This window comes from Proteiniphilum sp. LBM24028 (assembly GCF_056629195.1).
On record NZ_CM152817.1, the window covers coordinates 1377091 to 1390259 of the forward strand.

A 13169-nucleotide genomic window follows, 5' to 3' on the forward strand; every position below is an offset into this window, starting at 1 on the left:
AGCATAATTAAGTGGGCATCGTCTTTGGGATGCTACCACAAGGGTGAGGGATAGACACCGTTTTCGGCGAGACCCTTCAATTTCGCAACCACATCGGGGCGGTCTTCGGCATAAGTCACACCAAACCACTTTGAGGGAGTATCGAGCACCTTCACTGTCACCATACCACTTACTGTGAGGTTGTTCACCAGTAAGGGAATAAAAAATTCTGCTTTAATATTTTCGGCATTTTCTTTCAGAAATTGTATGAAATAATCGTCCGAATAGCGAAAATAATCGGGCGTAAAGCCCCACATGTTCATCGATACGGGAGTATTGTCGCTGATTGGCACCCATTTGTCGTTTTCATCCTTATACGATACCATGCCGTTAACACGCATCACCTGCGTGCGTTCCACTACACCGGAAAGGTTTCCTTCGGCATCGGTTTCGCATATCCCGCGCGCCACAGTGCCACTTTCCGAGAGGGTGTTTCCCACGCGGTAACCCACCATACAATACCTGTTCTCGCTGTGAGAAAGACCCGAAAGAAAGTTGGCCAGCACCTCGAAGCTCTCTCGTCCATAAAAGTCATCGGCATTGATCACGGCAAACGGCTCGTGAATCACTTCTTTTCCCATCATCACAGCGTGATTGGTACCCCACGGTTTTACCCTGTCGGGATGCGGTGTAAATCCCGCCGGCAGATTGTCGAGTTCCTGGAACACCAGCTCAACGGGTATTTTTTTTTCATATTTGCTGACAATTTTTTCCCGAAAGTCAGTTTCAAATGATTTGCGTATTACAAAGACCAGCTTGCCGAAGCCGGCATTCACAGCATCGTAAATGGAATAATCCATGATGGTCTCTCCACTAGGTCCCAGGCCATCAAGTTGTTTCAATCCGCCATAACGGCTTCCCATCCCTGCAGCCAGTACAAATAATGTAGGTTTCATTCTTCGCGTTTTTTAATTTATATTTTAATCCCGCAAATATAGGATTTTTACAGTTAGATAGAAAGGGAAAAGGCAATCAAATTGCCGCTCGTGCTCATTTTATTAAATGAGAAAAGGCATTCCATAATGCCTCTTTCGGAAGAGGAGCGGTAACGGAAATATTTTCCTTTGAGACAGGATGGATAAAGGAGACGGTGCGCGCATGCAGACTGATACTGCCGTCGGGATTAGAGCGCTCGGCACCATACTTGAGATCACCCCTGAGGGGAGAGCCAATTTTAGCCAACTGACAGCGTATCTGATGATGGCGGCCAGTCTCAAGGTCTACCTCCAGCAGATAATAGCTTTTGGAGGCGGCAATCAGCCTGTAATGAAGCACCGCCTTCTTGGTATGCGGTTTTTCCGTGTCATAAGCGGCAGACTTATTGTTTTTTTCATTTTTAACAAGATAATGTGTCAATGTGTCTTCATCTGCAGTCGGCCTGTTTTTGACGATGGCCCAGTAAGTTTTTTTTATTTCTCCTTTTCGAAACATGTCATTGAGCCGTGTGAGTGACTTACTGGTCTTTGCGAATACCACCGCTCCACTTGTCGGCCGGTCGAGCCGGTGTGTCACACCGCAGAAAACATTACCCGGTTTGTGATACTTCTCTTTCAGATAGACTTTTACCATGTCCGACAAAGGTTCGTCACCCGTCTTATCTCCCTGCACAATCTCCCCGGCAGCCTTGTTCACTATAATAAGATGGTTGTCTTCATATAAAACTTCCATAAGATTTTATTAAGATGCTTTAAAAACTCAGAGGCACATAGGGTCTCCTGTGTGCCTCCGACAATAATGTTTGTTCCCTGAATCAGGTATTCATACCGCCACATACATTGATTACCTGGCCACTTACATACGAAGAGAGGTCTGAAGCAAGAAAAAGAGCTACGTTCGCAACATCTTCCGGTGTACCGCCGCGGCGCAGTGGTATTTGCTTTGCCCATTCATTGCGAACCTCTTCTGAAAGCTGCCCTGTCATCTCGGTAATAATAAAGCCTGGGGCGATCGCATTGGCCCGGATACCCCGTGAGCCGAGCTCCTTCGCTACCGATTTGGCAAGGCCTATCATTCCGGCTTTCGATGCCGAATAGTTTGCCTGCCCTGCATTTCCCGAGACACCTACCACGGAACTCATATTCACAATACTGCCCGATTTCTGGCGCATCATCACGGGAGCCACTGCATGCACAAAATTGAATGCCGATTTCAGGTTCACGTTGATTACCGCATCCCATTGCTGTTCACTCATACGCATCATCAACCCATCTTTGGTAATACCGGCATTATTCACCAGAATATCAACACGCCCAAAATCCTGCATGACTTGATCCACTACTTTGTGCGCTTCTTCAAAACTGGCTGCATTGGAGGCATAACCTTTACACTTCACCCCGAGGGAAGCTATTTCATGCTCGGTGGCTTCTCCGGTTTCATCGATAACCAGGTCAGTGAAAGCAATATTTGCTCCTTCCGATGCAAATTTCAGTGCGATTGCTTTACCAATTCCACGGGCGGCACCGGTAATCAGGGCTGTTTTTCCTTCTAATAACTTCATACTATCTATTATTTTTAATTCTGTTATAATTCTTATTGATTTCCAAGTCCTATCTTGATAACGCCGGCTGTTTACTATCCCTGCATACCGCTCCGTCCGATAATCTTACATAACCAAAGCTGACAACTGAATCTGACTACCTATTTCACATACATTCCCTTAAACAAAATACCCGAAATGATCTCCCTGTCCTCTTTTTTGTTGTAGTCGAGTTTCATTACACCCCGTATGGTGGGCACTTCAAGCCCTTTAAATGCATAATGCAATATCTCAGCTGTCTGTTTTATATCCTGCAACTGAAAGATTCCCTTTTCACATCCATCCTGAATAATTGTCTCCAGATAGTGAATCTCTTTCTTATCGAATTCCTTGCGTACGTTTTCTACTTTCCAGATGTCCCGAAAAAAATCGGCCCGGAGCGTACCGTTGCGCGTAACAACCTCCTTGATGGCACTCAAACGCGTAAAAGCCAGAAGAATAAGCTTTTCGTCGGCGGGGATTTTACGTCGAATTACCTCCTCCAGCTTGCCATATAGCACATCGAGTTCCGATTCAATTACTGCCTTATATATCTCATTTTTGTTGCTGAAATAGGTGTAAAGAGTACGTCTTCCCCGCTGGGAAGCCTCGGCGATATCATTCATTGTTGTATTCTCGACACCTTTTTTCGCGAAAAGCTGCCGTGCTACGTCAATTAAATTATTTTTTGTTTTTGAAATGGCTGAAGTCACTTTTTCTGCACATTTTATTTACATATGTGCAAAAATAAAACAAAGATTTCAAATCCCGAAAGTATTATAATAAAAAAATCAATATCTACTGTTACTTTTTTTCTTTAAGCAATACAGCAGCCTCACATACCTCCCGGTACCACTCCTCGCCGAATTTTCTGATTAGTGGCTCCCTCAAAAAACGGTAAAGAGGCACACCCTCCTTACGGCCCAGTTTCAGGGCAGGCCGGCATACCGACCAGCGGTGATAGTTCACTGCCGTAAAATCAGCATATTCATGCAGTCTGACTGGGTAGAGATGACACGATATTGGTTTTTGCACAGAAATACGTCCTTCCCGAAAAGCGCTATCTATGGTACATTTACACACACCGTTGGCATCGAACCGGGCAAAAACACACTCTTTGCCCTCGATGATGGAAGTAACCAGCTCCCCGTCGGTATCGGTATAAGCAATTCCCTGCCGTTCAATTAACTCCAGGGCTTTGGGTGAAAGGTCTTTCCTGATTTCGGGCAGAATTTCATTGATCTTATCAAACTCTTCCCGGGTGATGGGAGCACCCGATTCTCCCTCCACACAGCACTGCCCCTTGCATTTACAAAGGTCGCAAATAAATTGTTCTTCAAATATGTCGTCGGAAATAAGCGTATTATGTATTTGTATCATTTTAATATGGGTTTGATTTATCGATAGGTGCGACAGCTTTCCGATTCTTTTTCAGATAGATCCAGAACAGAAACAGGGTAACCAGTGCACTTATGACTGCGGCAATGAAATAGGGAAAAGTGACAGGCATCTCTTCCAGGCGAATGAACCATTCGTTGTCGCACCAAAAGAAATTCAGTATAATAACCAGGGCATTGTTTACAAAATGAAAGACTATGGGTACCCATAGGTTTCCCGTATAAAGGAAAAGGTAACCCAGCATCGCACCCAGCACCATCCTTGGTAAAAATCCGTAAAACTGAAAGTGTACGATACTGAATAATAGCGCGGTGATCCAGACAGCAGAATGACCGTTCTTGAATTTTTCCATCAAAAACTGTTGTAATGCACCCCTGAAAAACAACTCTTCCGAAATTGCAGCCATACCTGCAACAATGAGCAGATTTAGTGTCAAAGAGCCGAGTGTACTTCCCGAAAGCAATAGTTCAGTTGTCTCCATGGCAGCATTCTCCATGGCTTGCATTACCTCTTCAATGCCGCTCATCCAGTACGGCAGCTCCATGGCACTGTTCCATCGTGCCAGGAAGGAGGCAAATGGATAGGAGACACAAAATATGAGTATGGCAAAAATAATTTTTCGGGGCAGCCTGCTGTTGCTGTCAGTTTTCAGATAATGTGCGGGCCGGTCCTCGGTAAAAGCGACCACAAGATATGCAGGTAGTGCAATCGCGAATACCGACTGCAGCGCAGAGCTTACATATACCTGTGCAGCCTCGCCTGCGTGGTTCACCAGGGGAATCATCTGCAACAAACGAATAAGGATTCCTGCCATGATCACACCGATAAACAACAATAAAAAAAGGTATGCAATTCTGAAGCCGGGCGAGGCCGATCTGAAAATTGGTCGCATTTCTTCCGTTTTGAGTGCAAAGATAAGGTTTTCATGTGAATTCCCCGCTTTTCATCAGAGAAACGGTTCTATAGTCGGGAAAAATTTTTTTGCAAATTAAAAGAATAACACTAATTTTGCACTCTTATTTAAAAAAAGGATTCAATCGGTTGAAATTAACCGACTTTCAACAAAAAACAAATCACCCATTCTAATGAAGTCAACACTGAATAAAAAGGACGATGTAAACGGAACCATCGTCATCGAACTGGATAAAACAGATTATCAGGAAAAGGTAGATAAGTCTCTTAATCAATTCCGCCAAAAAGCAAATATTCCCGGATTCAGACAGGGAAAAGTACCCAAAAGCGTTATTCAAAGAATGTACGGCAAAGCGGTACTCGTGGATGAGGTAAACAAGATTGTCACTGAAGAGCTGACCAGTTTCATCCGGGAGAACAAACTGAAAATTCTGGGTGAACCCATCTCCGACGACAGTGAAGAAAAGCGGGTTGATCTCGACAAGGATGAAATCCTGACGTTCTATTTCGATGTGGCACTTACACCTGACTTTAATCTGCAGCTCGACAAAAAGATCGAACTGACCTATTATCAGGTAAAACTGGAAGAGGATCTTCTGGAGAAACAGATGGATGCTTACAAACAAAACTACGGTACCTATGCGTCCGTTGAAGAGGAAGCGAAGGACACCGACCTCATCAAGGGCACGCTTACCGAAATGGAAGGTGACAATGAGAAGGAAAACGGACTGGTAATTGAAAACGCCATCCTTATGCCCTCCTATGTGAAGGAAGAAACAGTGAAGAACAGCTTTATCGGCGCCAAGGTGGGTGACAACGTAGTGTTTAACCCGAAAAACGCCTACGATAATAACGAAGCAGAAGTAGCTTCCCTGTTGCAAACCACCAAAGAGCAGGTGAAAGATATTAACGCCGATTTCCGCTTTGACATCAAAGAGGTGACCCGTTATCAGGAAGCAGAATTGAATCAGGAGCTGTTTAACCGTGTCTTGGGCGAAGGAGTTGTCAGCACCGAAGAAGAGTTCCGGACAAAGGTGGCCACGGAGCTGGGTAACCAGTTTAAACCCAATGCCGATCATCTTTTCATCCATGAAGCAAGAGACATTATCGTGGATAAAATGAAAGATGTGCAGTTTCCCGATGAATTTTTAAAACGCTGGCTGCTCGAATCGAGTGACAAGAAAACTGCCGAGCAGGTGGAAGAAGATTATCCCGCAATTCTGGAGGATCTCAAATTTCAAATTGCCAGGCAGAAGATAGTAGAAGAAAACGAGATCAAGGTGGAATTCGAGGATATTGAAGCCTTGGCCATTGAAGTAGCCAAAGCACAGTTCGCACAGTACGGGATGACCAACTTGCCGGCAGATGTATTGCAGAACTATACAAAAAGCATGCTTGAGAAGGAAGAAACTGTCCGGAACCTTTACGAGAAAGCAACAGAAGAGAAAATCATCATCTGGCTGAAAGAGAATGTGACCGTGATTGAAAAAGAGATCTCATCGAAAGATTTTAACGAAATCATGCATGAACATGCTCACTTGCATGGAGAAAATGATGATTATCATGCAGATGAGATCTCCAATGAAGAGATGGAAGCTCCGGCTGAATAAACAGTATTAAATAAAAACAGACTGTTTTTCAAGATTTTATTTTGTAGTTCAACAATTCGTTATAATTTTGTTTTGGATTTAGCAAGCAGCATACACTCCGGTGTAAAATCCCGGCACTTTATTTGTAGTAATTTCTTCTGACAAATAAAGAATAAGTATTAATAAAATTATTATCGTATGAAAGACGATTTTAGAAAATATGCAGTAAAGCACCTGGGTATGAGTGGCGGCAGACTGGACAGTTACATGAACATCACCAGCCAGGGGGGATACATCTCCCCGACCATCATCGAGGAACGTCAGCTTAACGTGGCACAGATGGATGTTTTTTCAAGGCTGATGATGGACCGCATCATCTTCCTCGGCACAGCCATCGATGACTATGCAGCCAACGTCATCCAGGCACAATTGCTTTACCTTGACTCCGCCGATCCCGGCAAAGATATCTCAATCTACATCAACTCTCCTGGTGGGTCGGTATATGCAGGACTGGGTATTTATGATACGATGCAGTTCATTACGAGCAACGTGTCCACCATATGTACCGGCATTGCCGCTTCAATGGCAGCCGTCCTGCTGGTCGCTGGCACCGAAAAGAAACGCTACGCCCTCACCCACTCACGCGTGATGATACATCAGCCACTGGGAGGTGTACAGGGGCAAGCATCGGACATCGAAATCACAGCACGTGAGATTGCAAAAATAAAACAGGAACTATATACCATTATTTCCAAGCATTCGGGAAAAGCTATTGAAGAGGTAGCGCGCGACTCGGATCGGGATTTCTGGATGACTGCCTCCGAAGCCAAAGAATATGGGATGGTGGATGATGTCCTGACAAGAAAGGGATAAAATTACAGGGGATGGCAAAAAAAGCGAACAGTAGCAACCATTGCAGTTTTTGCGGGAGAAGTGAGCAGGAAGTAAACTTGCTTATATCCGGTATGACCGGCTATATCTGCGACATGTGTGCCGAACAGGCACATGAGATAGTGAACGACACTTTCAAAAGCAACTCCAAATCGGATCCGGGCATCTCACTGACCTCGTTGCCCAAGCCGTCACAAATAAAGGATTTTCTAGATCAGTATGTGATCAAACAGGACAATGCAAAACGTTTTTTGTCCGTTTCGGTCTACAACCACTACAAGCGTATTTTGCAGAAAACTGTAAAAGATGACGTGGAGATCGAGAAATCGAACATCATCATGGTGGGTGCTACCGGAACCGGTAAAACATTGCTGGCGCGTACCATTGCCAAAATGTTACACGTTCCCTTTACCATTGTAGATGCCACGGTACTCACAGAGGCCGGATACGTGGGAGAAGATATTGAAAGCATCCTTACCCGCTTGCTGCAGGTGGCCGACTATGATGTGAACGCGGCCGAGAGGGGGATTGTGTTCATTGATGAAATCGACAAGATTGCACGCAAGAGTGACAATCCCTCCATTACGCGCGATGTGAGTGGCGAAGGTGTACAACAGGGACTGTTGAAACTACTGGAAGGCTCGGTGGTGAATGTTCCACCCCAGGGTGGCCGCAAACATCCCGAACAGCGGATGATTGCCGTCAACACCAAGAATATTCTGTTTATCTGCGGGGGCGCCTTCGACGGTATCGAGAAAAAGATAGCCCAAAGGCTCAACACGCGTGTAGTGGGATATGCAGCCAGCAGCGACAAGGCAAATATTGACCGTAACAACCTGTTGAAATATATTACTCCCCTCGATCTGAAATCGTTCGGATTGATTCCCGAGATCATAGGTCGTTTACCCATACTCACTTATCTGGAACCACTGGACAGGGATGCCTTGTTACGAATACTCACAGAACCGAAGAATTCCATTATCAAGCAATATCAGAAGTTGTTTGAAATGGATGGCGTAGCCCTTTCATTTGATCAGGGTGCCTATGAATATATCGTGGACAAAGCCATTGAATTCAGGCTGGGTGCACGCGGGTTACGCTCCATCGTGGAAGCCATCATGATCGATGCGATGTTCACGTTGCCCTCTGAAGAAAAAAAGAAATTGCATGTCACGCGTGATTACGCCATACATCAATTGGAAAATTCCGACCTTCACCATCTGCGTGTAGCCTGACCCTCAGCCCGTCAATAAGAAACCACCACCGGTCACCGAAGATTGTCGGGCGGTCTATTGAAAACGCATGCTTGTCCTGCGTTTTTTTAATACGATTATTCAGGGAAGAACGGTTTTTTAACAAGTTTATTTGCAAGAATTATTTTTATCCGTTATCTTGGATGTATATTTATATGCTGGCATGCAAGGAGCAGAGAATTCATTACCGGAAGCGGAAGCATACATATGATACAATTGCGAAATGCAGTTTTATGCTAGGAAATATAAATTACTTTTTTAATTTTGTGTCAGACTTTCGGTGATAACGTTTTAGTCACCGGACAATTTGCTGAATGGAAGAACAGGAGAGTCTATATCAGGGGTTAAAGAAATATTTCGGATTCGATACATTTAAAGGCAAGCAGGAAGCCATCATTCATAGTATCTTATCCGGGAAGGACACCTTTGTCCTGATGCCCACGGGTGGCGGGAAATCACTGTGCTATCAGCTTCCCGCCCTGCTTTCGGAGGGTACGGCCATCGTCATATCACCGCTGATTGCGCTGATGAAGAATCAGGTAGATGCCATGCGTAACTATAGTGAAGAAGACGGTATCGCCCACTTTCTCAACTCGTCGCTTTCCAGACAGGAAATAGAAGAAGTAAAGAAAGATGTACTTTCCGGGAAGACGAAAATGCTCTATGTGGCTCCCGAATCACTAACAAAGCAGGAGAATATAGAATTTCTGAGAAATATCAGAATTTCATTCTATGCGGTTGACGAAGCACATTGTATTTCGGAATGGGGACACGATTTCCGTCCTGAGTACCGGCGGATCAGACCCATTATTGCAGAGATATGTCCGCGCCCCATTATCGCGCTGACTGCCACTGCCACACCCAAGGTACAACACGACATACAGAAAAATCTCGGAATGAACGGGGCAGTGGTGTACAAATCATCTTTCAATCGTCCCAACCTTCATTACGAAGTAAGAAATAAAACAGAACATATCGATCGGGAGATAATCAAATTCATCCTCTCTCAAGGGCGGAAATCGGGCATCGTCTATTGCCTGAGCCGTAAAAAAGTGGATGATTTTGCCGAGATACTGCAAGCCAACGATATCAGGGCTCTGCCATATCATGCGGGCATGGATGCCGTGAACCGGAGCAACAACCAGGATGCTTTCCTGATGGAAAAGGCTGATGTTATTGTTGCCACCATCGCCTTCGGGATGGGAATAGATAAACCCGACGTACGATATGTCATCCATTACGATATTCCCAAAAGCCTGGAAGGATACTACCAGGAGACAGGCCGTGCCGGCCGCGACGGAGGCGAAGGCAGATGCATTGCCTTCTATTCCGAAAAAGATCTGCAGAAACTGGAACGTTTCATGCAGGGAAAGCCGGTCTCGGAACAGGAGATAGGCAAACAGCTGTTGCTGGAAACAGCAGCTTATGCAGAAACATCCGTGTGCCGCAGGAAAGTATTGTTACACTATTTCGGTGAGGATTACCACGACCCGAATTGTGGACATTGTGATAATTGTTTAAATCCCAAAAATAAAGTGGAAGCGAAAGAATTACTCATTACTCTGTTAGAAGCGATTATTGCTCTCAAAGAAAAACAAAAAGCCGATTATCTGGTCGATTTTCTCGTCGGAAAAGAATCATCCGACATTGAAACATACGGACACAATGAACTGGAAGAGTTTGGATCGGGTGCCGATGAAGAAGCAAGCACCTGGGAAGCCCTCATACGTCAGGCTTTACTCGATAATTACCTGAAAAAGGATATCGAGAATTACGGCATTCTTAAAATCACCAAAAAAGGAAAAGAGTTTTTCAAAAATCCCGTTTCATTTAAAATCACCAAAGATGATGAAGATGAGGATGATATGAACGATTTGGAAAACGATGATTCAGATGTGATTGCCTCCGCAGGGAGTGGTGGAGCTGCTGATCCCGTGCTCTTTTCCATGATGAAAGATCTTCGGAAAAAAATATCGAAAAAACTAAATGTCCCGCCCTATGTAATTTTCCAACCCTCCTCGCTCGAGGCAATGGCGACCTCCTACCCCATCACATTCGAAGAACTGCAGAATATACCCGGTGTGGGGGCAGGGAAGGCAAAGCGCTATGGTAAGGAATTTGTGGACCTTATAAGGAAACATGTGGAGGAGAACGATATTACCCGTCCCGAAGACCTGCGTGTGAAAACAGTCGCCAACAAATCAAAACTAAAAGTATCTATCGTACAGGCTATAGACCGCAAAGTGGCTCTCGACGACCTGGCAGAATCAAAAGGTATCGACTTCAACGAGATGCTCTCGGAAGTGGAAGCCATTGTATACTCAGGAACAAAGATCAATATCGATTATTTTCTCAACGAGGTAATGGATCAGGATGTGATCCAGGATATCTATTCCTACTTCAAGGAGACAGAGACAGACGATCTGGATAAGGCGCAGGAAGAACTCTCCGACTATACAGATACCGAAATCAGAATGGTGCGTATCAAGTTTTTCTCCGACATGGCAAATTAATGCGCCAATGCCAATATGCCAATGCCGTTTCTAAACTATTTTATACCGCTTCCGTTATAATATGGATTGGCTATAGATTATGCAATATTTACAAGAAATAAATAGTCCCGACGACCTCAAGAAGCTTAATATTGACGAGCTGGAGACAGTTTGTACCGAGTTGAGAGAGTTTATCATTGAACAGCTCTCCAATAACCCGGGACACTTCGGTTCTAGTCTGGGTACGGTTGAACTGACTGTGGCACTGCATTATCTGTATCATACACCTTATGATCGCATTGTGTGGGATGTGGGCCACCAGGCATACAGCCACAAAATTCTCACCGGCAGACGCGATCGGTTCTCTTCAAACCGTAAACTGGGAGGGCTTTCAGGTTTTACCAATCCTTCAGAAAGTGAATTTGATACTTTTGTGGCCGGGCATGCCTCCACCTCCATCTCGGCAGCATTGGGCATGGCCGTAGCTGCCTCACTCAACAAGGAAGAGGACCGGCACGTGGTAGCTGTTATCGGGGACGGTTCCATGACGGGAGGGCTGGCCTATGAGGGGCTCAACAACGCCTGTTCCCAACCCAACAACCTGCTCATCATCCTTAACGACAACAACATGTCCATCGACAACAATGTGGGTGGCATACAGGACTACCTGGTGAAGCTGACCACCTCCTACAAATACAACCGGTTTCGTAATACATTATACCAGGGGTTCAAGCGACGTAACCTGATATCGGAGGAAGAAAAAAATATCGTGCTGCGATTTAACAACAGCATGAAATCGCTGATCACCAAAGAACAGAACCTCTTTGAAGGGTTTAATATCCGTTACTTCGGACCTGTAGACGGGCATGATTTACGCGGACTAATCCGCATTCTCCGCAATATAAAGGATATGAAAGGTCCAAAGATGCTTCATATCAAAACAATAAAAGGCAAAGGATATAAACCTGCAGAAAATTCGGCCACCATCTGGCATGCGCCAGGGCTATTCAATAAAGATACCGGAGAACGCATCCTCAAAGATCAGAAGAACCAACCGCTACCTTATCAGGATATATTCGGACATACGCTGGTGGAAATGGCGGAGCAGAATGACCGGATTGTGGGTGTCACACCAGCCATGCCCACAGGCTGCTCAATGACCTACATGATGACAACCTTTCCTGAACGCGCCTTCGATGTAGGCATTGCCGAAGCACACGCCGTCACCTTCTCTGCAGGTATGGCTAAAGAGGGGCTCATACCCTTTTGCAACATATACTCCTCATTTATGCAGCGGGCCTTTGATCAGGTAATACATGATGTGGCACTACAAAAATTAAAAGTAATCATGTGTCTTGACAGGGCAGGACTGGTTGGACCCGACGGCCCCACACACCATGGCGTCTTCGATCTTGCCTATCTCCGGCCTATCCCTAATCTGGTAATCTCCGCACCTCACAATGAACATGAGTTGCGTAACCTGATGTACACTGCCGTATACGGGAACGAGGGCCCGTTCGTGATCCGATATCCCCGCGGACAGGGTGAACTTACCGAGTGGCACAATGAGCCCCGGCTCCTTACCATTGGAAAGGGCAGAAAACTGAAAAAAGGAAAAGATATGGCACTCCTCAGCATCGGAACCATTGGCAATAATGCAGCGAAAGCCATTACCAAAGCAGAGGAACTGGGCATAAGTGTTGCTCATTACGACATGGTATTCCTTAAGCCGATAGACGAAGATTTACTCAGGGAGGTAGCAAGAAAATTCAAACAAATTATCACCGTCGAAGACGGAGTTATCAAAGGGGGACTTGGTAGTGCCGTTCTCGAGTACCTGGCAGAAAATCATTTCTCCGACATTCAGGTTCATCGAATCGGTATTGCCGACGAATTTGTCACACATGGCTCTGTCAGGGAACTCCAGCAACTGGCTGGCATCGACCCGGAAGGTATCCTCAGCCAAATTGTACAGCTTTATCATGGCCTTAGCGATGGTGCCCATTCAAACCAAAACACCGGTACCGTGAATCCTGTAGAACTCATTCAAAACGTTAAAGATTAATTAATTGCATTTTTA

The 13169-nt window shown here is 45.2% G+C and carries 11 protein-coding genes; 5 read left to right on the top strand and 6 right to left on the bottom strand.

Annotated elements, in window-relative coordinates:
• Window positions 1-32 precede the first annotated feature (32 nt).
• From AC1HCU_RS05435 to AC1HCU_RS05460, 6 genes are all read right to left on the bottom strand, one after another.
• Window positions 33-935 carry a glycosyltransferase family protein gene (locus tag AC1HCU_RS05435; protein ID WP_480369982.1) on the bottom strand — a complete coding sequence of 301 codons (903 nt, stop codon included), beginning with the start codon at window positions 933-935 and terminating at the stop codon, window positions 33-35.
• 94 nt (window positions 936-1029) lie between these two features.
• Window positions 1030-1707, bottom strand: coding sequence for an RluA family pseudouridine synthase (locus AC1HCU_RS05440; protein ID WP_480369984.1), 678 nt, complete (start codon window positions 1705-1707; stop codon window positions 1030-1032).
• A gap of 82 nt (window positions 1708-1789) precedes the next feature.
• Complete coding sequence (gene fabG / locus AC1HCU_RS05445; protein WP_480369987.1) at window positions 1790-2536, bottom strand: 3-oxoacyl-[acyl-carrier-protein] reductase; 747 nt, start codon at window positions 2534-2536, stop codon at window positions 1790-1792.
• 140 nt (window positions 2537-2676) lie between these two features.
• A complete protein-coding gene (locus AC1HCU_RS05450; RefSeq protein ID WP_480369989.1) occupies window positions 2677-3267 on the bottom strand; it encodes a TetR/AcrR family transcriptional regulator in 591 nt (196 codons plus the stop codon).
• A 91-nt stretch (window positions 3268-3358) separates the two neighbouring features.
• Window positions 3359-3934: a DUF3109 family protein gene (locus tag AC1HCU_RS05455; RefSeq protein ID WP_480369992.1), complete on the bottom strand. Its 576-nt coding sequence runs from the start codon at window positions 3932-3934 to the stop codon at window positions 3359-3361.
• Window position 3935: 1 nt separating this feature from the next.
• Window positions 3936-4844, bottom strand: a complete 909-nt coding sequence (locus AC1HCU_RS05460; RefSeq protein WP_480369995.1) for a CPBP family intramembrane glutamic endopeptidase — start codon at window positions 4842-4844, stop codon at window positions 3936-3938.
• A 193-nt stretch (window positions 4845-5037) separates the two neighbouring features.
• Between AC1HCU_RS05460 and tig the strand changes: the two genes are divergently transcribed.
• The 5 genes from tig to dxs all read left to right on the top strand — a co-directional run bounded on the left by tig (window position 5038) and on the right by dxs (window position 13154).
• On the top strand, window positions 5038-6474 hold the full coding sequence (tig, locus tag AC1HCU_RS05465; protein WP_480369998.1) for a trigger factor: 1437 nt from the start codon (window positions 5038-5040) through the stop codon (window positions 6472-6474).
• 177 nt (window positions 6475-6651) lie between these two features.
• On the top strand, window positions 6652-7326 hold the full coding sequence (gene clpP / locus AC1HCU_RS05470) for an ATP-dependent Clp endopeptidase proteolytic subunit ClpP (RefSeq protein ID WP_480370001.1): 675 nt from the start codon (window positions 6652-6654) through the stop codon (window positions 7324-7326).
• Between the two features lie 11 nt (window positions 7327-7337).
• Complete coding sequence (gene clpX, locus AC1HCU_RS05475) at window positions 7338-8579, top strand: ATP-dependent Clp protease ATP-binding subunit ClpX (protein ID WP_480370003.1); 1242 nt, start codon at window positions 7338-7340, stop codon at window positions 8577-8579.
• Window positions 8580-8911: 332 nt separating this feature from the next.
• A complete protein-coding gene (gene recQ / locus AC1HCU_RS05480; protein ID WP_480370006.1) occupies window positions 8912-11110 on the top strand; it encodes a DNA helicase RecQ in 2199 nt (732 codons plus the stop codon).
• A gap of 79 nt (window positions 11111-11189) precedes the next feature.
• Window positions 11190-13154 (top strand): 1-deoxy-D-xylulose-5-phosphate synthase, encoded by a 1965-nt coding sequence (gene dxs, locus AC1HCU_RS05485; protein WP_480370009.1) that lies wholly within the window; start codon window positions 11190-11192, stop codon window positions 13152-13154.
• Window positions 13155-13169 lie beyond the last annotated feature (15 nt).